Annotated in this window: 22 protein-coding genes; 12 read left to right on the top strand and 10 right to left on the bottom strand. The window is 53.0% G+C overall.

The features are described 5' to 3' along the window. Position 1: 1 nt before the first annotated feature. A complete protein-coding gene (locus ACTU44_RS11405) occupies positions 2–790 on the top strand; it encodes an SPOR domain-containing protein (protein ID WP_462095432.1) in 789 nt (262 codons plus the stop codon). Between the two features lie 15 nt (positions 791–805). Here ACTU44_RS11405 and ACTU44_RS11400 read toward each other — a convergent pair whose 3' ends face one another. Next, positions 806–1,114: a DUF5818 domain-containing protein gene (locus ACTU44_RS11400; protein ID WP_114097646.1), complete on the bottom strand. Its 309-nt coding sequence runs from the start codon at positions 1,112–1,114 to the stop codon at positions 806–808. A gap of 145 nt (positions 1,115–1,259) precedes the next feature. On the opposite strand from ACTU44_RS11400, the gene ACTU44_RS11395 reads away from it, so the two are divergent. The 4 genes from ACTU44_RS11395 to ACTU44_RS11380 all read left to right on the top strand — a co-directional run bounded on the left by ACTU44_RS11395 (position 1,260) and on the right by ACTU44_RS11380 (position 7,185). Further along, a complete protein-coding gene (locus ACTU44_RS11395; protein ID WP_114097645.1) occupies positions 1,260–1,955 on the top strand; it encodes a GGDEF domain-containing protein in 696 nt (231 codons plus the stop codon). Between the two features lie 218 nt (positions 1,956–2,173). Continuing rightward, a complete protein-coding gene (locus ACTU44_RS11390) occupies positions 2,174–4,057 on the top strand; it encodes an EAL domain-containing protein (RefSeq protein ID WP_336080719.1) in 1,884 nt (627 codons plus the stop codon). Beyond that, positions 4,054–5,790, top strand: a complete 1,737-nt coding sequence (locus ACTU44_RS11385) for a sensor domain-containing diguanylate cyclase (RefSeq protein ID WP_462095431.1) — start codon at positions 4,054–4,056, stop codon at positions 5,788–5,790. The genes ACTU44_RS11390 and ACTU44_RS11385 overlap by 4 nt, the downstream gene beginning before the upstream one ends. 12 nt (positions 5,791–5,802) lie before the next feature. Further along, entirely contained in the window at positions 5,803–7,185 is a 1,383-nt protein-coding gene (locus tag ACTU44_RS11380) for a DUF2336 domain-containing protein (RefSeq protein ID WP_336080717.1), read from the top strand. 50 nt (positions 7,186–7,235) lie between these two features. On the opposite strand, the gene ACTU44_RS11375 is transcribed toward ACTU44_RS11380, so the two are convergent. Together ACTU44_RS11375 and ACTU44_RS11370 are read right to left on the bottom strand one after the other, a co-directional pair. Further along, positions 7,236–7,730: a GNAT family N-acetyltransferase gene (locus ACTU44_RS11375; RefSeq protein ID WP_462095430.1), complete on the bottom strand. Its 495-nt coding sequence runs from the start codon at positions 7,728–7,730 to the stop codon at positions 7,236–7,238. A 48-nt stretch (positions 7,731–7,778) separates the two neighbouring features. Beyond that, on the bottom strand, positions 7,779–8,030 hold the full coding sequence (locus ACTU44_RS11370) for a sulfurtransferase TusA family protein (protein WP_114097640.1): 252 nt from the start codon (positions 8,028–8,030) through the stop codon (positions 7,779–7,781). A gap of 121 nt (positions 8,031–8,151) precedes the next feature. On the opposite strand from ACTU44_RS11370, the gene ACTU44_RS11365 reads away from it, so the two are divergent. From ACTU44_RS11365 to ACTU44_RS11355, 3 genes are all read left to right on the top strand, one after another. Then, the gene (locus ACTU44_RS11365) at positions 8,152–9,072 is read left to right on the top strand and encodes a sulfite exporter TauE/SafE family protein (RefSeq protein WP_114097639.1); all 921 of its coding nucleotides are present in this window, start codon (positions 8,152–8,154) and stop codon (positions 9,070–9,072) included. Further along, positions 9,072–9,836 carry a TIGR02186 family protein gene (locus ACTU44_RS11360; protein WP_336080715.1) on the top strand — a complete coding sequence of 255 codons (765 nt, stop codon included), beginning with the start codon at positions 9,072–9,074 and terminating at the stop codon, positions 9,834–9,836. The genes ACTU44_RS11365 and ACTU44_RS11360 overlap by 1 nt, the downstream gene beginning before the upstream one ends. 240 nt (positions 9,837–10,076) lie before the next feature. Next, positions 10,077–10,580 (top strand): universal stress protein, encoded by a 504-nt coding sequence (locus tag ACTU44_RS11355; protein ID WP_114097638.1) that lies wholly within the window; start codon positions 10,077–10,079, stop codon positions 10,578–10,580. A gap of 79 nt (positions 10,581–10,659) precedes the next feature. Here ACTU44_RS11355 and ACTU44_RS11350 read toward each other — a convergent pair whose 3' ends face one another. Beyond that, positions 10,660–13,098 (bottom strand): tetratricopeptide repeat protein, encoded by a 2,439-nt coding sequence (locus tag ACTU44_RS11350; RefSeq protein ID WP_336080714.1) that lies wholly within the window; start codon positions 13,096–13,098, stop codon positions 10,660–10,662. A gap of 252 nt (positions 13,099–13,350) precedes the next feature. After that, the gene (locus ACTU44_RS11345; RefSeq protein ID WP_114097636.1) at positions 13,351–14,442 is read right to left on the bottom strand and encodes a saccharopine dehydrogenase family protein; all 1,092 of its coding nucleotides are present in this window, start codon (positions 14,440–14,442) and stop codon (positions 13,351–13,353) included. Positions 14,443–14,607: 165 nt separating this feature from the next. Here ACTU44_RS11345 and ACTU44_RS11340 point away from each other — a divergent pair, with 165 nt between their 5' ends. The 3 genes from ACTU44_RS11340 (at position 14,608) to ACTU44_RS11330 (ending at position 18,949) form a co-directional block, all read left to right on the top strand. Beyond that, positions 14,608–15,045, top strand: coding sequence for an Lrp/AsnC family transcriptional regulator (locus ACTU44_RS11340; RefSeq protein ID WP_114097635.1), 438 nt, complete (start codon positions 14,608–14,610; stop codon positions 15,043–15,045). 45 nt (positions 15,046–15,090) lie between these two features. After that, on the top strand, positions 15,091–16,941 hold the full coding sequence (locus tag ACTU44_RS11335; protein ID WP_336080711.1) for an adenylate/guanylate cyclase domain-containing protein: 1,851 nt from the start codon (positions 15,091–15,093) through the stop codon (positions 16,939–16,941). A gap of 148 nt (positions 16,942–17,089) precedes the next feature. Then, positions 17,090–18,949: an adenylate/guanylate cyclase domain-containing protein gene (locus ACTU44_RS11330; protein ID WP_114097633.1), complete on the top strand. Its 1,860-nt coding sequence runs from the start codon at positions 17,090–17,092 to the stop codon at positions 18,947–18,949. A gap of 100 nt (positions 18,950–19,049) precedes the next feature. On the opposite strand, the gene ykgO is transcribed toward ACTU44_RS11330, so the two are convergent. Continuing rightward, complete coding sequence (ykgO, locus tag ACTU44_RS11325) at positions 19,050–19,175, bottom strand: type B 50S ribosomal protein L36 (RefSeq protein WP_007090004.1); 126 nt, start codon at positions 19,173–19,175, stop codon at positions 19,050–19,052. A 148-nt stretch (positions 19,176–19,323) separates the two neighbouring features. Next, complete coding sequence (locus ACTU44_RS11320) at positions 19,324–20,355, bottom strand: class I SAM-dependent methyltransferase (RefSeq protein ID WP_114097632.1); 1,032 nt, start codon at positions 20,353–20,355, stop codon at positions 19,324–19,326. 184 nt (positions 20,356–20,539) lie between these two features. Here ACTU44_RS11320 and ACTU44_RS11315 point away from each other — a divergent pair, with 184 nt between their 5' ends. After that, a complete protein-coding gene (locus tag ACTU44_RS11315; protein ID WP_462095429.1) occupies positions 20,540–21,913 on the top strand; it encodes a DnaJ domain-containing protein in 1,374 nt (457 codons plus the stop codon). A gap of 71 nt (positions 21,914–21,984) precedes the next feature. On the opposite strand, the gene ACTU44_RS11310 is transcribed toward ACTU44_RS11315, so the two are convergent. The 3 genes from ACTU44_RS11310 to ACTU44_RS11300 form a co-directional block, all read right to left on the bottom strand. Beyond that, positions 21,985–23,445 carry an aminoacyl-histidine dipeptidase gene (locus ACTU44_RS11310; protein ID WP_462095428.1) on the bottom strand — a complete coding sequence of 487 codons (1,461 nt, stop codon included), beginning with the start codon at positions 23,443–23,445 and terminating at the stop codon, positions 21,985–21,987. Positions 23,446–23,658: 213 nt separating this feature from the next. Next, positions 23,659–24,168, bottom strand: a complete 510-nt coding sequence (locus ACTU44_RS11305; RefSeq protein WP_462095427.1) for a GNAT family N-acetyltransferase — start codon at positions 24,166–24,168, stop codon at positions 23,659–23,661. Positions 24,169–24,265: 97 nt separating this feature from the next. Beyond that, a complete protein-coding gene (locus ACTU44_RS11300; protein WP_462095426.1) occupies positions 24,266–25,897 on the bottom strand; it encodes a sensor domain-containing diguanylate cyclase in 1,632 nt (543 codons plus the stop codon). Positions 25,898–26,006: the final 109 nt, after the last annotated feature.

The raw sequence follows: 26,006 nt of genomic DNA, 5'->3' as shown, positions 1-26,006 counted from the left end.
AATGGCAAGACCACCCTGTGATCGCAATCAACATGCAGCACCTGCGTTGCATGGAGTTTGTGCATCCTGGAACCGGGGTGGTCTTTTGCTTTTGGTCGGCTTTCTGGCTTTCGGGGCGATTTCTACTGCGTCAACGCCTTTGGCAATCGCACAGACACCGGGAAACCCGACCATGCCGACCGGTGTCGACATGATCCCGACGGATTTGCCCGCACATGCTTCTGAACCGGTGAACCGAAACCGGCCCTTAAGTTTGCTGCCCGGCACCATTCCCGTTGATAACAGTATTGAAGACGACGCAGAAATACCGTCATTGGCAAACCAGTACTACCAGACCCTAACCGGAACCGCACAGGCGCGTCAAAATCGGACAACACCAGCTGCAACCGTCAACAGGACCAAGGTGATTTCGACCCAAACAACCCAAACCGGCACATCCGCACCGGCCCCGACCGGCGCAACGGAAAAGCAAGCCCCGATGGTTGCAATCAGGACCGAAACGGCGTCCCGTTCACCAAATATTGCTGGGAACGACACAAGCGGGATTTACCTGATCCAGCTTGGTGCATTTCACGATACCATTTCAGCCGAAAGCTATTGGGCGAGCTTCCTCGTAAGGTATCCCGACCTTTCCAGAGCACATACCAAACAGATTGTGACGGCCGATCTTGGCACCAAGGGCATTTATCATCGCCTTCAACTTACCGGCTTTGCCAGTTATGAAGGTGCGAAACAACAATGCCGCCAGCTTAAAGCTGACGGCACTGATTGTTTTGCTACACATCGCTAGGACGTGGTCGCGTGATCAGTTTCCCGGCGACAGCAACACGATCTTTTCGACGATCAGAGTCGTTGCTTCGGTACAGGTCGTCATAAGGGCATTATGCCCGGTCACACGAACCTTATCCCCCGGACGGAATCGGCTTGCCTTGTTGGCCAGCGCATAAAGCGTTCCATCTTCGGCACGGAAGGTTACGCATTCCCTGCCCTGATCGGTAATTTCACCAGCAACGGTGAAGTTTTCTTTCTCCAGAACGGAACAGGCAGACAGCGCAACAGCAACGCCAAACACTGCGACTTTCCTTGCAAACCCAACCATCAACCGGTTTTTCATCGGTCGTTCTCCTGTGCGTGAACGATTCTCTTTGAACACAAACTCTTTCGTGTCGCGTTAAGGTTCTTGTAACGCCATCAACGATACAACGATAGCTACCTTTTAAGGGTTCCACCTTTCATTGTCATTGATTACAAGACAGCCCATGGAAAAGTCGCAGATAGAATTGCTCATGGAACTTGCCGCTGATTTTCAGCAGCAAACGGCAATCAATAATCGCGCCTCGGAACAAACCGAGCAGAGCAACGCCCTGTCGACACTGGTCGATCTTGCCCGTGACATGCAAAACCGCCTTGATCAGCAACAAAATCGCATTCGTCAGCTAGAACTGATGGTCGAGAGTGACGAGCTTACAGGCCTTTATAACCGTCGCGGTTTCATGCGGCGCACGCGCGAGGCACTGGCACGCGCGGCACGCACAGGCGAACGCGGCCTGATGGTTATTGCCGATCTGGACGGTTTCAAGGAAATCAACGACGAACACGGTCATGCTGCGGGTGATGCGGTGCTGCGGCATTTCGGTCAGAACCTGCGCACCCACACCAGATCTGATGACTATGTTGCACGCTTTGGCGGTGACGAATTTGCCATTCTGATGACTGGCAGCAGCCCAGATGCCGCACAAAAACGCATCACCCAGCTTCAACAGGCAACCGCACGTTTTCCGCTGATATGGCAGGGCAAAGCATTACCGATCAAGGCAAGTTTTGGCCATACGGTCTATGACGCAAAAAGCGATATCTCGGAACTGATCCGCATTGCAGATGATGCAATGTATGAACAGAAACACGCTTCGCGCAAAAGCCACAACATCCGCAAAAAAGACACCGACGCGGCATAATCGATTGGATGTTTTTGCCCGCATCACGACAACCCAGCGGACAGACACATTGCCAGAAAGGTCGATTTATCAGGAATTTCTGAATTTGCGCAGAAACAGCTACGTTTTTTGGCTTATCAAGTGCAAATCATTCATATCCTTTGTAAGATTGTCATCTAACAACCGTAGTGAACACTACGATATATAAAGATCAGGCGGCTTTGGATGACGGTTCTCAAATGACAGAAAGCACTGGCTACTCTGCGGAAACAAATGACCAAGACCTTTTGGCCGCCATGGCATTCTGCTGGGCAGACATGTTGCTGGAGGTCGATGAAAACGGCTATATCCTGTTTGTGGCCGGTGCAACCGAAAGCCTTTTGGGCTGCACGCCGGATCGCTTGATCGGCGAAGCTCTTGAAAAGATTGTCGTTAAATCGGAACGCCCGTTGCTAAGGGCCTATCTGCATACCAGTAATGGTTTGAAACGGCTTGAAGAACTCGATCTCGATTTTCAGCTTTGCGAGTCAGATGACCAGCCTGTCAAGGAAGCGGTCCCCTTGTCGCTTAGCGGCTATGTGATTGCCGATCCATCACTGCGTTATTACATCGCAGCACGTCACCGGGCCATTCGCCCGCGCGCGCGATCCGGCATTGACAGGATCATCTTGCAAAACGCGGTCATTCGTCAGAACCAGAATGCCGAAACACGGCAAACCCAGTTGCTCAACACCAAGGAAGCTACCTGCTACCATAGCGAAGCACTGGTTGTACTTGAAAACCTTGCGGCATCCCGTTCGCAGGCAGAAACAGCTGCAACCAGCGAGCTGGCACGCCTGATCGGCATCGGCGCAAAGCGACTCTCGTCGTTAAGCGCGTCAGAAATCATGTCATCGGGACGATCAGCACAGATTCATCCGGTCGATGAACCAATGATCGAGCTCGAACGCCGCATCGTTGCCTATGCCAGCGCACTGCGCGCCGATCTCGAAACACCGATAGCAGATGAAATTCGATCCGAGTCCTTGTCCCCCGGCAATGACGGCCTCGCATCACTGACCAACAGTTCCGGAACGATTGACAAGAAATCAGCGCAAACGGATATCCGCGATCCATTTGGTCGTGATTATGACAGTGCCCGTAACATCCATCATTTTGATATCAACAAAGATAAAAATGACCGCGACACCAACCTGACGCGTGCCGTCGCCTATGCTCTGAACAGGATGCAGCGCAAAGCCCAGAATGAGGTTACAGCAGCACGCCTGTCGGCAAGCCTGCCACACCTGATCAACGAGACTCTGAAATCGGTCCGTGCATTCCGCGAAATTGTCGAAAATGGTTCCTTTGCCGTTGCCTTGCAGCCGATTGTCCATTTGCGCAGCCAGGAAATGCACCATTTCGAGGCGCTGGCGCGCTTTACAATTGGCAACAGCCCGCTTGCTGTGGATCAAATCATCCATTTTGCCGAAGGCACAGGCCTGATCACCGAGTTTGATCTGGCAATGTGTGGCAAGGTTCTTGATCACCTGCGCGACAATGCAAACAAGATTCCGCACCCGGTCGCCGTCAACCTTTCTGGACACTCTCTTGAACAGGCAGGTTTTCTTCCTGCAATTGCAGATTTGCTTGATCAGTATGACATTGCGCCGGATCGCATTTTGTTTGAAATCACCGAAACATCACGTATTCGCGCCTTGGCCGAAGTGAATAACGGATTGCAGGTTCTGCGCGAACGTGGTCATGAGATTTGCCTAGATGATTTCGGGGCCGGTGCTGCGAACTTCGAATATCTGAGCGCGCTTGATGTCGACATCATCAAGTTTGACGGCGGTGCGATGCGTACCGCCCTTGCCAATCCCAAAGGCCGAGCATTCCTTAAGGCGACAGCCCTTCTTTGCAATGATCTGGGTATTCATACCATTGCAGAAATGATCCACGATCAGGCCAGCTATGAAATGGTGCGCGATCTCGGAATTGATTACGGGCAAGGATATCATCTCGGCCCGCCTGTTACCCTTGGCAGTGATGATTCCTTCGAGAAATTGACCAATGATATTGTACATGTTGACGCGACAGAGGACAGCTTAACGGCCTCAAGCGCAACAGGAGGAAACCTATGACGCCCCACCATCCTGTTGGTTCCAGGGAAGATGATCTGGGTACGCCAGACGACCTGACCAGCTATGATGCAGACGTTTTTACTCTTGACCCCAAAGTCATGGCGCAGGCCGAAGCACCGGTTATCGTGATGGATTCCCATGGCGTGCCCCTGTTCGCCAACAAGAATGCTGTTGGCTTTGCCAAGGGTATTCGCGATGGCCTTTTCCCCGAGATTTATCAGCTGATCCGACGCACCCTGACCACACCGGGCGGGGTTGTCGAAATGATGACTTTCGAAGTCCAGCGCGGCACGGCCACGCTTGAGCTCACTGCCCTCCCGACCACCAACAATCAGGTCATGATCCTGCCGCGCGATGTCAGTATGGATCGCAACCTGCGTGAAGCGCTGATTGATTCCCGTCAGCGTTATCGCGACATCGTCGAGGTTTCTTCTGCCTTTGCCTGGGAAACCGATGAAAGCGGCAAGTTCATCTTTGTTTCGCCACGTGGTGCGCTTGGCTACCGGGCAGATGACATTGTCGGGCGGTTCCCGAAGAACTTCCTGCTCGATACCGCCGATCAGGATAGCGAACATGTGTTTCGCAGTCAGAAAGCCGTTCGTGATGTTCCGGTCTGGTTCCGGCGATCAAATGGCAAGGATGCCTGTCTTTCTGTCTCATCAACACCGGTATATTCCCGCGATGGGCGATGGACCGGCACACGCGGCCTTGCCCATGACATCACCGAACAAAGACGCCGCGAAAGTGAAGTTGCTACTGCGCGAAATCGTGACCGTCTGATGACCTATATTGTGCGAACAATGCGAGACGAGATTGATCCGCTTCTTGTTCTCAAAGGCGCATCCGAGGCAAGTACACGTGCGCTTGCCTGCTCAAACTGCATCATCTTCAAGCGCAACGACGAAACCGGTGAACTGGAAGTTGCCGCAGGCGACGATAGCAAGGACGTCAATGATATCGCCCAGCAGGCTCTGAACCAGTTGCTGGGTGCTGGCGAAACCTTTGATGCCCATGTTGGTGATTTTCGTATCTATGCGTTGCGCTGTCATTACCATCAGCGCAACAATGGTGCCGTCATCTTCATGTTCTCGGCCGATCATCCCGAGCCGACCGATGGTGAACGCGCCATCATGACCGAGGTTTCAGATCAGGTCGGCATTGCTATCGAACAGGCAATCCAGCATGAACGTATTCTGACCCTGTCACGAACCGATGGCATGACCGGATTGCTTAACCGCCGCGCCTTCTTTGAAGAACTCAAACGCCGTCACAGCCGTCTACAGCGTGAAAGTGCCCCGGCGGCCCTGATGTATGTCGATATGGACAACTTCAAACTGGTCAATGATATTCACGGCCATCAGGCCGGGGACGAAGCTATTCTTGCCCTTACCCGTGTTCTTCAGGAAAATGTCCGACCAGCTGACTTGATTGCCAGACTGGGCGGTGACGAGTTCGTTTTGTGGCTTGAAGGCGCAGATATTGCCGCCGCATCCGGACGTGCACGGCTTCTGATGAACGAAAGTGCGGTCTTGCGCCAGTATTCCGGTGACAAGGAACATCCGCTGGGCATATCAGTTGGCATCGCTGTCCATGAACCCGATTCAAAAGAAAGTCTTCAACAACTTGTGCAACGTGCAGATCAAACCATGTATCAGGTCAAGAAACGTGGAAAAGGTCGTTTTGGCATCGCTGCCGCACCCGGATCAGATGACCCGGCAAAGATCGAAGATTAGGAGGAATGCCCGATGAAGGGATTTTTGCAGCGGGTATTCACCAAACGCCGGGAAACCCCGATCACATATGACGAAGCCAAGGAAATGGCAGCAAGCCCGGACGCGAATATCCGTGGCAAACTGGCACAGCGTCATGATACCCGACCGGAAATCCTTTATTTCCTGGCGACCGATAATGATTCATCGGTTCGTCGTCATATTGCAGCCAACGAAGCCACACCTGTCCAGGCCGACGTTCTTCTGACCGATGACGTTGATGACGGTGTGCGCGGAAGCCTTGCCGAAAAGATCGCGCATCTGTCTGCCGGACTGACGCCGAACGAGACCGATAAACTGCGCCGGATGACATATGAGGCGCTCGACAAGCTGGCTCGCGATCAGGCGGTTCACGTTCGTCAGGTGATTTCGGAAACGCTTAAGGATATAGCCGAGGCCCCCCAACCGATTATTCAGCAACTGGCACGCGACACCGAAAGTGTCGTTTGTGGACCGGTTCTGCAATATTCGCCTGTCCTTACCGAAGAAGACCTTCTTGAAATCATCCAAGGAAGTTCAGGCCGTGGCGCGCTGAGCTTTGTGTCGCGTCGTCGGAATGTTGGCGAAAAGCTTGCCGATGCCATTGCCGCAAGCAGCGACAAGGATGCAATTTCCCATCTTCTTGGCAACAAGTCGGCGCAAATTCGCGAAGAAACTCTTGACCAGCTTATTGACCGGGCGCCGGATTATCCGGAATGGCACCAGCCACTGGTTGATCGTCCGAAATTGCCACCGACAGCCGCTGGAAAACTTGCGCGCTTTGTTGCCGAGAACCTGATCAGTGTTCTTGAACGTCGCAGGGATCTGAAAAAGGACCAGCTCGATGCGGTCCGTGAAGTTGTTCAGCGTCGCATTGCATCTGGAGAATTTGAAAAGCGGGACGAAGCTGCGGAAAACGCCCCTCAGGTCAAAAAGCAAAAAGCGGACAAGGCAACACCTGCTCAACCAAAGGCCGGCGCGGCAGAAGTCGGAAAGCAGGAAGAAGAGGAAGGTGAATCTGCCTTTGAGACCGCCCTTGCCCTGCATGCCAAGAAAAAGCTGACCGACAAGGAAGTGGCCAAGGCACTGGCGTCAAATGATGTGAAATTTGCCCGTGCGGCCCTTGCTGTTCTTGCCGGCATTCCCCCGGAGGCTGTCACCAAGGTTCTGAATACCCATTCGGCAAAGGGTGTTGTGTCACTTGCCTGGAAAGCAGGACTTCCAGCTGATCTGGCGGTGAAAATTCAGGTCAAACTTGGCCACGTCCCGCCCAGCCAGACCCTCAATCCGCGCGCAGGCAACCAGTACCCGCTTGGCGAGGATGATATGAACTGGCAGCTGGAATTCTTTACCGGGATGGCAACCACGGGCCTGCGTTAAACATACCGGTTTCACGTTGCTCATAATTGATCATGCAGTGACGCCCGGTTTTATGCCGGGCGTTCCATGCAGATATGAGGAATGCCATCTTCAATGTATTCATCACCAAACTGAATAAAACCAAAGCTTTGGTAAAACTCCCTGAGGTAAAGCTGCGCATTAAGATAGATCGGCTTTGACACAAATTGCTGATCACAAAGCGAAATGGCACGTTCCATCAATTCACGACCGACACCTTGCCCGCGCAAACGTTCACTGGTGACCACGCGTCCGATTGCAGGACGGTCTCCCTGCTCTGTGTGATCCGGGTCGATGCCCGGCGCGACAATCCGGGCCGCAGCCAGAACATCCTTGCCGTTGCTCTTGGCGTCCAAGGCCAAAAGATGGGTGCAAACCGGGTCAAGCCCGTCAATTTCAGGGAAGATACATTCCTGTTCGATGATGAATATTTGTTGGCGCAGCCGCAGAAGACTGTGGACCTGATGAGCCGTCATGGCGTCGAACTGGCAGACGACCCACGCCAGATCACTAGATGTATCAGACATTGAGATGCACTTTCCGAACAAATCCGTTGATCGCGCCAATAGTTGCGATCAGGAGGCGATCTTTTCTATGAAATAAATAAAGACGTCATCTTCCTGGTGCGAGGCAATCAGGCGGTTTCCGGTCATTTCACAAAATGACTTCATATCGGCGACCGATCCTGGATCCGTCGCCAGAACTTTCAGAATGCCGCCGTTCTGAACATCACGCAGGGATTTCTTCGCACGCAAGACCGGCATGGGACAGATCAACCCTCTGGCATCGAGGACGATATCAAATTTATCACTTGAAGATGACGTCATGAAAGACCTTATAAAAAAATCGGAATTCGGCCTGATATAGCGGTAATTGGCGATTGTTGCATTTACACAATATGTTAGACTGAATAATAACAATCAATCAAACGCTGTTAGCCTGCCCACGATGCAAATCTATCTCCCTATTGCCGAAATATCGGTAAATATTTTTCTGATTTTGGGACTGGGCGGCGGTGTAGGCTTTTTGTCTGGCCTGTTTGGTGTTGGCGGCGGCTTTCTGATTACGCCGCTTTTGATTTTTTATGGCATCCCCCCGGCAGTATCCGTAGCAACCGCTGCAAACCAGATTGTCGCATCATCGGTTTCCGGTGTGTTTGCGCACTGGCGTCGCGGCAATGTCGATCTGAAAATGGGGCTGGTCCTGCTGGCCGGGGGTATTGTCGGCTCGACTGTAGGCGTTTGGGTATTTGCCTGGTTGCGGTCCTTGGGGCAAATTGATCTCGTCATTTCACTTTGCTATGTCATTTTCCTTGGCATCATTGGCGGGATGATGTTGCTTGAAGCAACACGTGCCATCTTCCGAACCCGTCGCAAAGGTGCGATCCGCCGGTCAAAAAAGCATCAGCACAGTTTTATCCATGGTCTGCCGCTTAAAATGCGGTTCTACCGCTCTGGTCTTTATATCAGCGCCTTGTTGCCGCTGGCTGTCGGCTTTTTTGTTGGCATGCTGACCGCCCTGATGGGGGTTGGGGGCGGTTTTGTTATGGTGCCTGCCATGATTTATCTGCTGGGCATGCCGACCGGCGTTGTGATTGGAACGTCTCTTTTCCAGATCATCTTTGTCACGGCGAACGTGACTTTCCTTCAGTCGGTTCAAACCCAAACGGTCGATGTTGCCCTTGCCATCCTGCTTCTGATTGGTGGCGTTATCGGAGCGCAGTTTGGAGCCCAGTTCGGCGCGCGGCTTAAGGCAGAACATCTTCGTGCCCTTTTGGGACTATTGGTGCTCTCGGTGTGTCTCAAGCTTCTGTTTGATCTGGTGATCGAACCAAGCGAGCTTTATTCGATCATGCCGGGGGACCTGTGATGACGTCTCCGGTCCGGATTTTCATGTCGTTCTGCATGACCGTATTGACCTTTGTCGCAGTAGAAAGCCCGATCAAGCGTGCATCTGCCGACCCACTGGTTGTTGATTTATCCAACCATCTGGTGGCAATCACGACCGGCTTTACGGGAACCGACGTGTTACTGTTCGGCGCAGTTCAGCATGAAGGCGATGTCATTGTCACGGTGCGTGGTCCGGATCAGGACATGGTGGTTCGCCGCAAGGAACGTAAAGTCGGGATCTGGGTGAATGCCGAAAGCGCACGATACAAGAATGTCCCGGCCTACTATGCCAGTGCATCCAATCGTCCGATGGATATCATTGCCCCGCAAAGCATTCTGCAGGATTACCGTATCGGACTGGAAAATCAGCGTTTTATTGCCACAAGCGACAATCCGGATACCGACCAGGAGGTCTATCGTGCGGCATTGGTCCGCAACATGCAAAATGCCGGTCTGTTCAACCGACGCCCGGCCAAGATCAGCTTCCTGTCCAATCAGCTGTTCCGGACCGACATTCACTTCCCGGCCAACACACCGACCGGGACTTATACGATCAATGTCTATCTGATCCGTGATGGTCGTATCGCAAGTGTGAAAACCACGCCCCTTGTGGTGTCAAAAACCGGTATAAGTGCCGAAGTTTACGAATTTGCCCATCGCTATTCAGCCCTTTACGGGATCATTGCCGTTATCATCGCGGTGGTTGCAGGCTGGATCGCAAGTGTAGCCTTCCGCAAACGTTAAGCTGTTTGGGGTCAGTTTTGATCCTCGCCATCTAGCTGTAGAACTGTCCCCATGCAAGCAGTTGCTACGCAAGTGCAGCATATATTTACTCGCACCTGCGAAGCATGAAACTTTCGCTGTGACAGTAAAAACCGCTTGGAAACACAGCCTGATTTACGGCAAACTTCACTTATCCGAGCGATGCCTTGCCCCGTCAACAAAGGCATTCGGTCGGCAGAATGAACAATTCAGAGAGCCCATATGACGTCCTTTGATGCCGATCAGGAACTCCGCGCCTCGACCAACCGAACATTTCTTGTTGTTGTTGATAACAGTGATGAAATGACAAAGGCCCTGCGCTATGCGTGTCGCCGTGCGCAACATACCGGAGGTCGCGTTGCCCTGCTCAGTGTCATTGAGCCTGCAGAGTTTCAGCACTGGATGGCTGTTGGCGACCTGATGAAGGAAGAAGCCCGCGAAGAAGCAGAATCGCGGGTCAATGAACTGGCTGCCTATGTCCATGAACAGACTGGATCAATGCCGCTTCTGTTCATTCGCGAAGGTCGTCTTAAGGATGAATTGCTGAACCTTCTTGATGAAGAAGAACAGATTTCCATTCTGGTTCTTGCAGCGGGCACCACGTCAGAAGGCCCCGGCCCGCTGATTACAGCCCTGACCAAAAGCGACACCGTCGGCCAGCTTAGGCTGCCGCTAACGATTGTTCCTGCCGCTCTGTCTGAAGCCGACATTGACGCCTTGAGCTGATCTTATCCTGCAACCATTCCGTCAGCCACGCCAGTATAGAGACTGACAGACAACCTTCACGCTCACGCTTAGCGGCGTCTTACATCACATTTTCGACGGGAACCGCCATACATTCCTCAAGGAATTGCATATAGGCGTCAAAGGACGATTTCTGCCCGAACAGGATATGCGACCGGCTTTTTATGGCGTGCGATACCACCGAACGACGGCGTTTATCGGTTGCCAGGGTCAATGCCGTATCGACATAGTCTGCCGAGTGATATGCCACACAATCAAAGACCGAAATCTGGCGATAACAGGTATGGCTGCGTCGGGATCGCGCCGCACTTCCGGGCAAGGTCACCAGTGGAACACCAAGCCCCAGACAGTCAAAGGCCAACATTGCATCATTCCATGCCGGGCTTTCAAGCACGACATCAACCGCACAAAGAAGCGACAGCAAGTCTGCCCGGCTGCGCACATTGACAAAGCGCATCCGTCCCGCGACATCGGCATAATTTACGGCAAACCGGCGCCCCCATGCGGCGTCCCAGCTGTCACGTTCCGGCGCGATCAATAACAGTTCGGCGGTTTCGTCCAGACGTAAAATCTCGGCAATCAGCGGATCAAAATCGGCGGTCAGAACATCAAGCGGCTGCGGACACAAATAGGTATTTCGGTCCTGTGCCAGACGCCAGAGACGTTGCAATTCTGTTGTCGTCATATCCACGCTTTCAGGCGGGGTGGCATTGACGAACAATCCGGGCAAACGAACAAGCTTTTCACTGAAACGCTTTTCGCCTCCTGCGGTTTCCCAGTCCTCTGCAATCAAATGATAGTCGATGTTTGAAAGGCCGCTGGTCGCAGCAATACCGCCTCCGGAAATCTGAAGCGGAGCCAAACGCCAGCTTGCCAGCAACATCGTATAGGCATCTGCCTGCGGATCGGCATAATGCAGGACATCCAGATCAAGGCCGGAAATCACCCGTGCCGAGTGCAATGGATCAAGCGGCAAAGGCACAACCAGATCGGCATGTTCATCGATCCGCATCGTGATGTCATCTTCACCGGTCGGCGGGCGAATGACGGTTACATCGAACCGGTCCCGATCAATGGCATCGACAAGACCAAGCACCCAACGCCCGATACCGTTATCACACATATTGGCTGACACAACACCAAGGCGGATCTTGCCACCCTTTCGATCCCGCGAAAGATTGACTTCGGGCACATCATAGCCCGAAACAAGCCGTTCCCAGTAATGACCAACCGCGCGCAACTGCTTGTCACCTTCCGGACGCAAAGCCGCACGCCAGACCGGAGGAAAGCGCGTGAGGATCATCGGGTCAATGCGATCAGATCCCACGAACGAAAGGTCTGGTTCAAGCGCATCTTCATCAAGCGTGTCATCAAGAAGATCGCGAATAACTTCGTCATTCTGTGCGGCAAGATTGGTTGGAACCGGCGCAAACAGCAACCGGCGCGCAGTACGAAACAGCGCAGTGTTTTCACCAGCGGCAATTTTGCGATCAATACCGTTCTGCAACACCGATTGCGCCGAGCCGGTATCACCTTCCTCGGCAAGTTCCACAGCCAGACGAAACACGGCATCGTCACCGCCGCCCGCCCCGATTGCAGCGCCGAACCGTTCAACAGCTTCGCTATGACGGCCAACAAGGCTAAGGGCCTCGCCCATCATCAAAAGTAATTGCGGGTCGTGGGGATTAGCCGCAAGTAACGGCTCCAATGCGCCAATGGCCTCCATCCCCTGCCCGACACGCAGATTAAGCAATGCCAGTGTTCGACGTGCCTTTGCGTCATCGGGATCTAGCGCCAGAACCTGTCGCAGGCAATGCTGGGCGCCTGCAAATTGTCCAAGACGGAAAAGCGCATCGCCATAAGCGGTCAATGCACGTTGATGTCCCGGTTCCAGTGTAAGTGCCCGGCGCAAAGGTTCGCTTGCCGACACTGTACGCCCCTGATCAAGGCGGATTTGCCCGATCAGAACCAGCGCATTGACGATATCGTCACGCATCCTAAGTGCGGTCATGCACGATGTTTCGGCACCGTTGATATCGCCCATTGCATAAAGGCATGCCGCATAATTGGCATGAATTTCCGCAATATCGGGGGCGAGTTCAAGCGCGTGTTCATAGTTTTCGCGCGCGTCTTTCAACTCATCAAGCTGGCGATAGGTATTGGCGATATTGCAGTAAAGGGCTGGCGCATCCGGACAAAGCCGAATGGCACGCTTGAACGCACCAACCGCATCGCGCAACTTGCCGATCGCCTTGAGCGCCTGGGCGTGGTCGTGCTGGATTTCGGCACTATTGGCATCGGCAATCGCAGCGCGCCCCATTCGTTCCGCAGCCAGAACCTGATTTCCTTGTTTTGCCGCAACCAGGCCCGCCAGATGCATGGCGTCTGCGGCTTGCGGATATGCACGGATCAGCATGCGACAGGCTTCTTCGGCCTCCGCAAACCGGCCTGCTTCATACAGGCCCAGTGCAGATCGGTATGTGGCATCGAAATCAGACAAGGAATACCTGTTTTCATAATGAGTTTGATTAACGGCCACCATAAGGGCCAAGCGTTAACAAACAACGTCTTTGCCACAAATAATCGGCTCTGACCATGCCTTGCCTGCCAAAAGACTGACATGCTTTGGGATACTTCAAAATTTGCTGACATTCGAATGAAGCGAACGCTGATAACAGGCTGATAGCAAAAGAAATCCCCCTGAAGCACTTCAGGGGGATTTCGAGACTTGCCTACCGGCAATTATCAGATTTTAGACTGCAAGCTGACGATTGGCGTAATAGCGACCAAAACGATTGGCCAAAAGATCATCCAGTCCGACTTCTTCCTGACGCACATAACCGGTTCCCGGTAGCTTGCCGGTAAGCACCATATCCATCACCGCACACAATCCGGCCGATGTCGTGATCTGGATGGCGGACCAGTTCTTGCCGCCAATTTCCGTACCATGGACCTTGCGGATGAAGTTTTCTTCGCAAAGTTCGCCGTTACGGGTCCCGACGGCGTCAGCAAAGATCACAATCACATCCTGCTGCGTGACTGGCAGGGCATTTTCAAAGATTTCCTTCATCATATCCGGGCGTTCGCCCAGACGAAGGTCTTCAATCAGGATTTTCAGAATTTCCTGATGGCCCGGATAACGGACAGTTTTGTAATCAAGATTGTCGACCTTGCCTTCAAGCATGTCACAAAGCGCACCAACCCCGCCCGACGTATTGAAGGCTTCGTATTCGGTACCATCAATTGTGAAACGCTCATATCCTTCAAGCGGAAGAACCTCGACACGCTTGCCGTTCAGGATCGCCTCACAGGGATTGAGATATTCGTTGATCAAACCGTCCGTCGACCAGGTCAGGTTATATTTCAAACGGTTGGTCGGGTTTTGTGGCAGGGCACCAACCCGTAGACGAAGCTTTTTGACCGTATCAAACCGCTTGAACAGATCGTGCGCAGCAATCGAAATAAAACCCGGCGCGAGACCACATTGCGGTACAAATGCCCCTGCTGCGCCCTTGGAAATTTCGCGAATGGCACGGGTGGTTTCGACATCTTCCGTCACATCGAAATAGGATGCGCCAACCGCACGGGCAACACGCGCAATCGCAACATTAAGGTAAAACGGACAGGTCGACAGAATGGCATCATGACCGGTGGCGACCTCGGTCAGAGCCGCCTCATCGGTGACATCAACCTTGATCAGGGTTGCGGCATCATCCCGGGCACAGAATTCCAGCATATCGCCATTGGCATCTGCCAGGGTCACCGCATAGTCGCCACTTTCCTTAAGCATTACAGCGGCCATACGTCCGATTTTACCGGCACCAAGGATCAAAATCTTTTTCATTGTCTCTAACTCCCGACGGAACAGACACCATCGCGATGGATGCCGTAACTGCCCTGATAACGTTTTGTTGTTTACCCCTTTATGCTCCGCCGCTGGACTAACGCTTGCAACCCGGCAATACTGTCAAAACAATTGAATAACCCGTCATTTTAATGGGTATGACCGATGAAACGCCGACTTGATGAAACCGACCGTCGCCTGATCGCAAGACTGCAGGAAAATGCCCGCATACCGACTGCGGCACTGGCGCGCGATGTCGGACTATCACGCAGTGCTGTACAGGAACGGCTCGAACGCCTTGAAAAATCACAAACCATTACCGGATACACGGTGCAGCTCGGAGACAGCGCGCGACCGGTTCTTCTGGCCGAAGTCATGATCCAGCTAGAACAAAAGCAATCCGCAGGAGTGGTCGGCGCATTGCAGAAAATCCCGCATTGCATTCGCTGTCTGGCAATTTCGGGGGAATATGACCTGATTGCCGAAGTTGCCGCCGATACGCCCGAAGAGCTTGACGGGGTACTGGACCGGATTGGAGAGCTTGCCGGAATAAAACGAACATCAAGTTCAATCATCCTTTCAACCAAGTTCGATCGCCGCTAAGATGCCGCCTGAGGTTGGGGAACCTCCGTTTCAGGAAAAAACCGAGTGATATCCAAACGCAGATATTCTGTCCTTTCTGTCCTTCTTGCCAGTTTCGTTACCACCAGCGTTTTTGGTGTTGGCCTTGCCCTGTATGTCGGTCTTGGTACCGCATATGAAAACACCCGCAATCTCTGGGTCATGCTGGCTGATGTGGACCTGACAGCTGTCCAGCGCACCATGCATGAACGTATGAGCGAAGTTGATGAACGTTCCGACTGGGTCGCAAAGCAGGTCGCCGACGGCACACTTGATCCCAGCTTCCAGTATGGCTGGACCAATGCGATGCGTGCCCTTGCTGCCGCAGACATGGATGTCATGGCCTATGGTCTGATAACAGGGGACCGGCAATTCATCGGTTTCAATCCCGAAGATATGACAGAAATCCGACGCACCCTGCCCCAGGACGATATGCTGTTTTCCGAATTGGCACACATTCGTGGCCCGGTTTCCAACCGCACCGGATTTCCGCGTTGGGATCCGTTTTTCAATCGCACGGTCCTGACCAGTTGGGTTCCGCTTTTTTATGACGGGCATTATCTGGGGACCTTTATTCAGTACCTGTCGCTGTCAAACTTGTCGGACAGCCTGATTCGCGGACGCGAAGACCTTCCCGGCACTCCGTTCATCCTGATTGGCGGCAATCGGGTGATGGCCCATCCTGATTTGCGCGACTGGGGGGAAGACACCGCCAACAAACTGATCAACGGGGCTGATATCGCGCGAAGCCCGCTTCCATTGCCAACCATTCACGATATCGGTGACCGGGTTCTTGCCAATATCGGCAAATCGGAACGGATCAAAACGGATGAAAAAGATGAGCGGCAAAATACCGGCTTGCGCCTTGCCGGACTTGAAGTCGATGGTAAATATCATCTCATTGTCACCCGTCAGGTGATGAATGCCCCCATTTCACCTGTTATCATCGGCATACATTTTACCGAAGAGCTGTTTAATGATGAATGGAATCGCCTTGTTCTGGCGTCCGTTCTGGGTGGTGCCGTGCTGGTCATCGCGGTGATTGTCGCGATTATACTGTCCAAACAGTTCACCAAACCGATCCGGCGCTTTGCCGCCGCTGCCCGCGCCTTTGAGGATGAGGACATTGCCTCTGCCGATGTCCCGCAGCTTTCCGGAAGCCGTATCCGTGAATATGATGACGCAGCGCGCTCCTTTAACCACATGATGATGGCAGTGCATGACCGCGAACGGATCACCAATCTGTTTGGTAAGTTTGTCCCGCAATCCATTGCCAAAAAGCTTCTGGCATCTGGCAATGATTCAGGTGTGTTGCCGCCACAACAATCAGAAGCAACCGTCCTGTTTATCGATATCGCACATTTCACATCAATGTGTGAAAGCCTGCATCCAAATCAGATCATCGCGATGCTCAATGACTATTTCGATTGTGCAACCCAGATCATCGAATCCCATGGTGGCATCGTGACCCAGTTCCAGGGGGATGCGATTCTTGCTGTCTATAACGTGTTTGACGATCTGGAAAACCACGCGGATGCGGCACTTGATAGCGCCATTGCCCTGCAAAACGAGGTTTCCAGCCGTACATTCGAAGGCCTGACATTACAGATCCGCTGCGGGGTCAACACGGGACCGATGGTTGCCGGGAATGTTGGTGCAAAGGCGCGCTTGTCCTTTACCGTTCATGGCGATGCGGTTAATACCGCCTCGCGACTGGAACAGGAAAACAAGGTGCTTGGCACCAATGTTCTGATTTCCGAAACCACCCGGGTATTGCTTTCGGACCCCAAACGCGTTGTCAAAGCCGGTGACGTTCTGTTGCGTGGCCGCCACAGCACGACCGAGCTTTACACGGTGCCGGGCTTCAAGGCCAGTTAACGCGATCGGAACGGGCGGCAGCGGCGAGATGTCGCTCCGCCCTTTCCATGGTCTTCAAAAGCCCATAAGCTATTCAATTCATGAGCTCAGTTCAACTCAGACGACAGGCTGCGCTTCACCGAATCGCTTTAAGTCATTGGAGAGCATATTGGCAAAACGTCACGGGCGACTTTCCATTTTCGCGGTCCTGCTCAGCGGCTTGCTGCTCAGCAGTGTGACCGGCGTCGGGTTGTCGCTTTATTTTGGTCTCCAGACAGCTCTTCAGAATACCCGCGACCTCTGGATCACGATGACCAGTGCGGACATTGCCGATGCAGAACGGATCATCCACGACAGGCTGGCACAGACAGCGCGCCGCAATGTCTGGATCGCCACCAAGGTTGCAGAAGGCGCAATTGATCCTCTTTCACCAGCCTTCTGGTCAAGCCAGGCAGCATCATTGATCGCAACCGAAAAAGCCATTGCCGCCATCGGGATTACAACGCCCGACGGTTCCTTTATCGGTTACGATCAACACAATCAGAAGGTTGTGAAAGAAAAAGCTGATCTCTATGACATGATGATCACCTCACAGCTTCTGAAAATGGGACCGGCCCAAAGTCAGACTCTTTTCCCCTACTGGCAAAGCCTGATTGGTGAAGCCGTCCTTGGTGAAGCGATCCCGCTGTTTCAGGATGGTCAGTATCTTGGTGCACTGATCCAGTATCTCACCCTGCCCGGTTTGTCGCGTGACCTTCCGATGCAGCAAAAAGATGATGGACGCACAGCCTTTATCACAGTTGCAGACCACATTATCGCCCATCCAGGTCTGTCAAACTGGCAAAAGGTCAATATGCGCACCGAGAAATCGGGGTTCATTCCAAAATCGATTGAAGAAGCGACAAGTGTCCTGCCCCGTATGGATCAGATTGGCGATCCGATCTTGTCCCAACGTGCCAGATGGGAGCCGGTTGAGCTCGGCGATAGCCTGAGTTATGCACTTGATCAGCGAATTGACGCATCCCAGGTCGTGATTAACGGTGAATATCAGATCATCGTGACCCGAAACGATTCTGATGGCTCAACGAATCCGATCACATTCGGAATACATTTTGCGCCCTCTGTTTTCGAGGCAGAGGGACAAAGAATAAACAGACTGTTTCTTATCGGAGCCGTTGTTCTGTTGGGTTCCGTGATTATAGCGTGGGTGATCGCACACCTCTTTTCCCGACCACTCAAACGGTTCTCGATGGCAACGCGCCAGTTTGAAGACGGTGACCTCAAGGCATTGCCGCAGCTACCAGACAGCATCATCAGCGAATTCAACGATGCAGCGACATCCTTCAACCACATGGTCCATACGCTACATGATCGCGCACGTATTGAACGGATCTTTGGCAAATTTGTGCCCCCAGCTATTGCCCAGACACTTTTGACATCTCAAAGCGATACCGGCACCGTTCCGTCACGCAAATGCGTGGCCACAACGCTATTTGTAGATCTTCAGGGCTTTACGACAATGAGTGAAAAGGCCGATCCGCAGGATGTGGTTGATATCCTCAATGCCTATTTCGCTGATGCCACCGCCATTATCGAGGCGCGCCACGGGATTATCACCCAGTTTCAGGGGGACGCGATTCTGGCGGTCTATAATGCGGTTGGAGAACAGCCAGATCACGCCGATGCAGCGCTGGAAACAGCGATAGAGCTCCAAAAGCTGGTTCACAGCAAACAGTTCAAAGGTACGACATTGCGGTGCCGTTGCGGCGTCAATACCGGTGAGCTTGTGGCAGGCAGCATTGGCGCACCGGATCGGCTTTCCTTCACGGTCAATGGCGATTCTGTGAATAGTGCGGCGCGACTGGAAGCCATGAACAAGGAACTGGGCACCAGGATTTTGCTTGGGGAAACCACGCGCAATCAGCTTTCTGATCCGTCACGCGTTACCCTTGCCAAGGAGGTTCTGCTCCGCGGCAGAAGCGAAACCACCGCAGTTTACACCATTGCCATTGACGGTATCGACGCCTAGGCACCAGACGCCACCACACATCAGGCAGATAAAACAAAACGCCGCACTGGATAAACCGGTGCGGCGTTTTGTAAAACCTTTGAGAACAAGGTACCGGGAATTAACCCTGGCGCGCCTTGAAACGCGGGTTCTTTTTATTGATCACGTATACGCGGCCACGGCGGCGCACGATACGGCAGCCTTTTTCCCGCAGCTTCGCGGATTTCAATGAGTTCCGGATCTTCATAATCTTAAACCTTAGAAACTTGGCCCCTTCGAGGAAGCCGGAAAATAGAAGTACGACATGCCCCTGTCAATACCTAAAACAGGTTGCGGCGACAGAAATCAGATCAAATCCCGTCAAAGTCGCCAGCAGCAGTCTGAAACCTGAGCGATCAATTGATCGTTGCGTAGAACCGATAAAAGGCCAGCGAGCCATTTTCAAGCATTTTTACGCGATTCATCCACATTTCCATCTCTGGAACGATATAATCCATCACATCCGGGTCCAATCCGGACTTTTGAATATCTGAAAGCATGGTCATCCATGCTTTTTTGATGTGAACGAGATGGGTTTCCGACTCATCCTTGGCGATGCGGATATCAAATTTCAGTTGCCCGAGCCGGGATTTATATTCCTGTGCGGTCCAGGGATACAGCTCGTCACCTTCAAGCTTGGCCCATTGTGCCAGTGCATTATCGTCAAGATCGCGAGTCAGGACATAGTCGGTAAACAGAATCTGCCCCTGTTCACGCAGGGTTTCTGCAACTTCGCCCAGAAATGCCTCCTTGCCCGGCACCTTGAACAGCTCGCCAAACGAATACACAACGTTGAAATAGCCTTTGCGCAATTCCGGTTCAGCCGGATCAAAAGTCTGAACCGGGACTCTTTTTTGCACACCGGCATGAACAGAACGATCCATCCCCAACAGGGCCAACTCGCCATCCTGCTCGAAGGCTGTTACCCAGACCCCGAGGCGATCGGCAAGCAAGCGCGCAACACCACCAAGTCTGGCTCCGATTTCAAGACAGCTGAGCGTTTCGTCAAGGGCCAGTGGCTTTGCGAGTTCCAGCGCATATTCGTGCCCACCCGGAATCATGATCCCGTGATCGAACAATTTGTCATACAGCTTGATTCGCTCTGGCGGCCAGCGCCCGATTTCCTCATCAAGATCAAGCTCGGCGAGCTCCGGCTCGACCGGGCGTGACAGCCAGACACGCATTTTGCGCAGCCATTCGGCATAGACATCTATTTCAAGCTGAAGCAGGTAATATTCGACCGGGTCGTCATACCCTTCCCATTTGGCGCGCAAACGGGTGCCAAAACCCAGATGATGGCCCGGCGGCATTTCGAACTCGGATACGGCAGCGTCATCCGACAGTTCGTCATCTTCGTCGACTTTGCGTTGCCAAAATTTGAGTTTCAAGCCGACTACCTGTTTATTCGAAATCTATGCACAAGTGATTCTTGCAAAATATGACAAATAGGCAAAAGTGACAACGTGTTAAGATTTCCATCATATGATTACGCCACCAGAGGCAAGCAGCCAAAGCTGCCTCGGTCAATCGCATGCGCCGGAAAGTGTGTCAGGACAGGAATCCGCTTTAGATATGAACAATGATCGTCTTGGCATCTATTACAGTATGCTGAACATTGCGCCCGGCGCGAGCGCAAAGGAAATCAAACTCGCCTATCGCAAACTGGCGTTTGAGTATCATCCTGATCGTAACACCGATCCGGACTCTGAAGAAAAATTCAAAGACATCACCGAAGCCTATGAAATCCTGACGGGTGAACGCAAAGCCCCTGCACAGGCATCCAATGGCGGCGCGAACCGCACAAAGGATACCGCCAAAGGCAAATCTGGCCCGTCCGATAAATCAACGGCGTCGGGTTATGGTCCGAACGCCACAGGTGCGCAGAACGCCAACCGCACCAAACAGGGTTTTGCCGGTGCAGGACGCAAACAGGAAAAGGCCAAACCGGGCCCTGATGAAAAAGTCGCGCGCGCCAACCAAGCCTATCGCGAACAACAGGCCAAGGCTGGCACACGCAAAAGCAACATTCACCCCGGCGCCCGCAGGCATAATCGCAAGAAAACTGACAGCAATGCCCAGGGTTTCATTTCATGTGCGGTAACCGGGGTTGTTTCAGCCCAGCCCAGACAGGTCGAATTCAAGATCGTTCGCGGTTTTCTGCATTCCTGCAAGGTCGAAACCCTTACCGCCAATCTTGCCCCCAAAGGGGCGAAGCGTATGGCTCTTAAGGCAAGTTTGATTACCTGGCTGCGCGGTTTTTGGGGATGGCGAAGCTTCATCCCTGCATGGAAGGCCATCCTGGGTAATATGCGTGGCGGCAGTTTCCCGCCCGAGGGTAACGCCAAAATGCTGTTTACCCATGCAACCGCCTTTGAGCGCGCCGGAAACAAACAACTGGCGCGGGCGGTTCTGATGCAGGCACTTGATTTCATTGGCACCAACAGGTCGGTTCTTGCCGAACAGGTACGTGCAAGCCTGCGCCGCCTCGAAGATGGCCAGCCGACACGACGCGTGCGTGACGAATGGAAACGTGCTGGCATGGGCGATGCACTTTTGCATCTTAGTCCGCTATTTGTGCTGATTTTTGTGGCTTTGATCGCGTTTGGTCCGGGTCAGGGATTTGTCACGCGCGAGATTCCCGAACTTGTCGCCGAAAAAGGCAGCCAGATCACCAGACAGGTCAAACAACTGATCGGCGAAGACCGCGATCCCTATTACGTTGACCGCGAACTTTTGAACATGCGTGACGGTCCCAGCGTCAATAACAAGATCATTCGCCGTCTGACCCGTTTTGAAACCGTCTATATTTCAGGTGACAGTCAGGGTTTCTGGATCGAGGTCGAAACCACTATCGGCGAAAACGGTTTTGTCAATCTTGACGCACTTGTGCCGGGCAATGGATCGACCGCCCGCGACAAATGGTGCACCACAAACAAATGCGACTGACCGAAACAATCCGGTCAGTCGCACCAACAGACTTCTAATCTGTGGGTTAAAGCCCCTTTTCAGGAAGCCCCTTACCCTTTGGTCGGGATCGCTTTAAGCGCCGCCAGAAGATAATCCCAGAAACGGGCAACACTTGGTACATGGACGCATTCGTCCGGGCTGTGGGCACGCTTGATGGTCGGGCCAAAGGAAACCATATCCCAGTGCGGATATTTCGCTCCCAGAACACCACATTCAAGACCGGCATGAATCACACGGATTTCCGGGTCCTTGCCAAACATGTCGCGGTGAACCGACTTCATCATGTCGACGACTTCACTGTTTGCGTTCGGCTTCCAGCCCGGATAGGCATCCCCCCACACAACAGTCGCACCGATCAGCTCAAAAACGGCGGTTGCCGCTTCGCGAATGGCATCACGCGCCGAATTGATCGAGCTGCGCGCTGACAGGGTCGCTTTGGCTGTACCATCTGCAAGCTTGATGATCGCAAGGTTGATCGAGGTTTCAACAACACCTTCGACCGAGGTGCTCATGGCCTGAACGCCGTTTGGTGCACTTACACATGCGTTATTGAAGTTTTTGGAATCGGTTGCGCTCATTGCTGTTGCCGGAAGTGCGGCTTCTTTGGCTGCAATGGCGAAGTTCGGTTCAAGCGCGCCGATTTCGTCGCGCACCTCAGCCGCAAAGACAGAAAGTGCTGCATCAAACGCACCAACCTTGCCTTCTGGCAGAACGATGGTCGCAAAGGATTCACGCGGGATGGCATTGCGCGCCGTACCGGCATTGATCGAAACGATCCGGGTGTCGAAATCACGAATGGCGGTGCGCAGGAAACGCGCCATCAGCTTGTTCGCATTACCAAGACCCAGAATGATATCAATCCCCGAATGACCGCCCTTAAGACCGGTCAGGGCAATATCGCGAGCAACATAACCGGCAGCAACTGCTTCGGGCGTGTAATCAAAGGTCGCGACCAGATCGCCACCACCGGCACAGCCGACGCAAAGCTCGTACTCGTCTTCAGTATCAAGGTTCAGAAGGATCTCGCCCTTGAGACGACCCGGCTCAAGATTCATCGCACCGGTCAGCCCGCGCTCTTCGTCAACCGTGAACAGAAGTTCAAGTGCCCCATGCTCCAGCCCCTCTTCAGTCATGAAGCCCATCATGGCAGCAGCACCAATACCGTTATCCGCGCCAAGCGTGGTGTTGTCTGCGGTGATCCATTCGCCATCAATCAGCATTCGGATCGGATCGGTATCAAAATTGTGGGTCGAACCGGAATTCGCCTGGGTCACCATATCAACATGGGCCTGAAGGATCGTCATTTTACGATCTTCATATCCCGGTGTTGCCGGTATGGAGATCACAAGATTCTGACCACTGTCACGGAAATGCGTCAGACCTTTGTCATCTGCCATTTTTTCAAGAAGCTGAAGAACGGCTTCTTCCTTGGTCGACGGGCGCGGGGTATCGCAAAGTTTCTGAAAGTTTTCCCAAATTGCGACTGGCGCAATTTTGCTGATCTCGTTCACGGTGGCGCTCTCCTGTGTGGTCTGACCAGCCGTTTTCGGCTGAATATCTGGACTATGCGTTTTCGCGGGTTATCCTTGTTGATTACCCTATCGCAGGCCGAATTTAAAGCGCATCTACGTATTTTTGCGCAACCTGCAAATAAAGCGACAAAAAGCCCGCTACACTCGCAGAAAACAGCCTGAATTTAAGGAAACACGCAAATAAATATCAGCCTAGTCGACCCCGACGGTTGTACTGCGCCGCTGCAAAAGCATCACATCGCGCCATTGCCCCGCCATTGGACCATAGCCCATCCGTCCAAGACCACGTCGAAGACCGATCTCTTCAAAGCCAAGCCGCTTATGAAGGGCGATACTTGCAGTGTTTTCGGGAAAGATCCCGGCCTCCAGAGACCAGATACCCAGTGCCTCGCTTTCTGTGATCAGGCTGGAAAGAAGAGCCTTTCCAATCCCCTGCCCCTGTACATCCGGGTCAACATAAACCGATATCTCGGCAACACCGCGATAGACGCATCGGCTTGAAACACCCGACAGTCCTGCCCAGCCGGTCACACGGCCGGTATCATCGCAGGCAACCAATCGGCATTCCTTGAGATGTCCGTCATCCCAGTTTTCCCAGGTTCCGGCATTTTCCTGAAATGTTGCATTCCCGGTTGTAATACCGCGCGCATAAATATCAACCACAGAAGCCCCGTCCTCAGGACGCATTGCACGAATGATCATGCTTCATACTCCGGCACAAACACGGTTTTGTCACAGGCAAGATTAAATCGGGAAGAGTGGGAAAAACTCAACCATCAAACGCGAGACTGATCAAGCACTAGCTATCCTGCTCGCGCTCGAACGTCCGGAAGATCAGCTGGTCGCGACCGGCTTCCTTGGCGGCATACATAGCCTCGTCGGCAAGTGCCATTGCTTCGGCCAGCTCAATGAACCTTTGCCGACCTTCACCGCCAACTGTTGCACCAAAACTTGCGGTAACTTTGGCAACAGCATCACCATCCTTTTCAACCGGCACTTCGATCGCGCGGATCATATTTGCAAGTCGTTCGCCAATGCGCCTGGTTACGGCTGCGGTTGCAGATGGCAACAGGACTGCGAATTCCTCACCGCCCAGACGTACAACGAGGTCATCATCACGCAATGCCTGACGCAGGGTCTCGGCCACTTTTTCCAGCACCCTGTCGCCAATAGCATGACCATAGGTATCGTTGATATCCTTGAAGTAATCCAGATCAAGGATGATCAGACCAAAGACCCAGCTTTTGTCTTTCAGATGACGGATTTCACGCAATCGACTGACGGCGATTTCAAAACCACGCCGGTTCAAGGCACGGGTCAGCGGATCGGTCGATGCAAGAGTATCAAGCATCTGTTCCTTGCGCTTGTGATCGGTGATGTCGGTGGCAGATACCATCACCCCGCCACCTTCCATCATATTCATGCGAATATCGGCTAGCCGCCCGGACGGCGTTTGCATTTCATCAAGCGTCGCATGCCCGTGACCATTTTGCTTCATCTTCGCATAGCATTCACGAAGGGCTGAAATATCAAATGACGGGCTATCATCCTCGGATTTCGGAACGCCAAACAGACGGGAAAATTCGTAATTATGATGAATGACCTTAAGGTCGCTATCAAGCATCGCCACCGCTGATGGCACAAGCCGGATCACTTCGGTTACTGCCTCTTCAAGGCTTGCCTTGGCGCGCAGCAATTCTTCGTTCATTTCAACTTCGTCGCGCACATCATGCGCGGTCGTAAGAATGGCGGGTTTTCCGTCATGCCAAAGAATGCGTTCGTCAGTCAGGTCACGCCAGACCGAACTTCCATCATCAAGGATGTCCCGGACGCGGTGTCGTTCACCGCGCAACGCGCCACTGAGAATACCTGCGACATGCTTCAGCGCGCGTGGGCGGTTCTGTTCCGGTATAAAGCGTAGAACATTGGGGTTTTCCATGAATTTGCTGGCATTTTCCGACCCCATAAGATGGGCAAAGGCATCATTGACATACAGCGCGGTCATATTGCGATGGACCATAACCCCGATAAAGGAGCGCCCCAACATGTGATCGACCTGCATGGCGGTCGTACCATTGTCAATCATCTGAGCAGTGGTCAGAACAGCGTTACCCTGTCCCCATTCAACAGTTTCGTCGCTGATTTCCATCCAGACCGGCGTACCATCCGTACGGATGTTGTAGACTTTCTTCCAGCCGTGAAATCCGTGACCTTCCTGAAAGCCTTCGGACAGTTTGGCAGCCTCGTGGTGGAAACTTGGCGGGATGTATTGCCGCATGTCAGGTTCGCTCATGAAGTCCTTGACATCCCGGCGACCGAGCATCTTCGCATAGGCGTCATTGACATACACGGCTTTCAAATCCTGATGTACGACAACTCCCACGCGTGACCGCCCATACAGACGTGCGATTTCTGTTGGCTCAAACCGCATCAACGTCTTGTTTCCCCCGAAACTCTGAAATGCGAAGCCACATGTTTTCCCGTCACGTGGCTTTAATGATGCCTTAAATAGTACAACAGTTCAGGTATAATTAAAACAT

This window comes from Thalassospira sp. SM2505 (genome assembly GCF_054901115.1).
Note: the sequence above shows the minus strand (reverse complement) of the source record. Positions and strands in the feature narration are given on the sequence as shown.

Excerpts from the sequence above, each read along its gene's own strand:
- ACTU44_RS11405 (WP_462095432.1), top strand. The coding sequence starts at position 2 with ATGGCAAGACCACCCTGTGATCGCAATCAACATGCAGCACCTGCGTTG.
- ACTU44_RS11345 (WP_114097636.1), bottom strand. The coding sequence starts at position 14,442 with ATGAAAAAGATTTTGATCCTTGGTGCCGGTAAAATCGGACGTATGGCC.
- ACTU44_RS11390 (WP_336080719.1), top strand. The coding sequence starts at position 2,174 with ATGACAGAAAGCACTGGCTACTCTGCGGAAACAAATGACCAAGACCTT.
- ACTU44_RS11375 (WP_462095430.1), bottom strand. The coding sequence starts at position 7,730 with ATGTCTGATACATCTAGTGATCTGGCGTGGGTCGTCTGCCAGTTCGAC.
- ACTU44_RS11380 (WP_336080717.1), top strand. The coding sequence starts at position 5,803 with ATGAAGGGATTTTTGCAGCGGGTATTCACCAAACGCCGGGAAACCCCG.
- ACTU44_RS11360 (WP_336080715.1), top strand. The coding sequence starts at position 9,072 with ATGACGTCTCCGGTCCGGATTTTCATGTCGTTCTGCATGACCGTATTG.
- ACTU44_RS11315 (WP_462095429.1), top strand. The coding sequence starts at position 20,540 with ATGAACAATGATCGTCTTGGCATCTATTACAGTATGCTGAACATTGCG.
- ACTU44_RS11305 (WP_462095427.1), bottom strand. The coding sequence starts at position 24,168 with ATGATCATTCGTGCAATGCGTCCTGAGGACGGGGCTTCTGTGGTTGAT.
- ACTU44_RS11370 (WP_114097640.1), bottom strand. The coding sequence starts at position 8,030 with ATGACGTCATCTTCAAGTGATAAATTTGATATCGTCCTCGATGCCAGA.
- ACTU44_RS11365 (WP_114097639.1), top strand. The coding sequence starts at position 8,152 with ATGCAAATCTATCTCCCTATTGCCGAAATATCGGTAAATATTTTTCTG.
- ACTU44_RS11300 (WP_462095426.1), bottom strand. The coding sequence starts at position 25,897 with ATGCGGTTTGAGCCAACAGAAATCGCACGTCTGTATGGGCGGTCACGC.
- ACTU44_RS11340 (WP_114097635.1), top strand. The coding sequence starts at position 14,608 with ATGAAACGCCGACTTGATGAAACCGACCGTCGCCTGATCGCAAGACTG.
- ACTU44_RS11355 (WP_114097638.1), top strand. The coding sequence starts at position 10,077 with ATGACGTCCTTTGATGCCGATCAGGAACTCCGCGCCTCGACCAACCGA.
- ykgO (WP_007090004.1), bottom strand. The coding sequence starts at position 19,175 with ATGAAGATCCGGAACTCATTGAAATCCGCGAAGCTGCGGGAAAAAGGC.
- ACTU44_RS11385 (WP_462095431.1), top strand. The coding sequence starts at position 4,054 with ATGACGCCCCACCATCCTGTTGGTTCCAGGGAAGATGATCTGGGTACG.
- ACTU44_RS11400 (WP_114097646.1), bottom strand. The coding sequence starts at position 1,114 with ATGAAAAACCGGTTGATGGTTGGGTTTGCAAGGAAAGTCGCAGTGTTT.
- ACTU44_RS11395 (WP_114097645.1), top strand. The coding sequence starts at position 1,260 with ATGGAAAAGTCGCAGATAGAATTGCTCATGGAACTTGCCGCTGATTTT.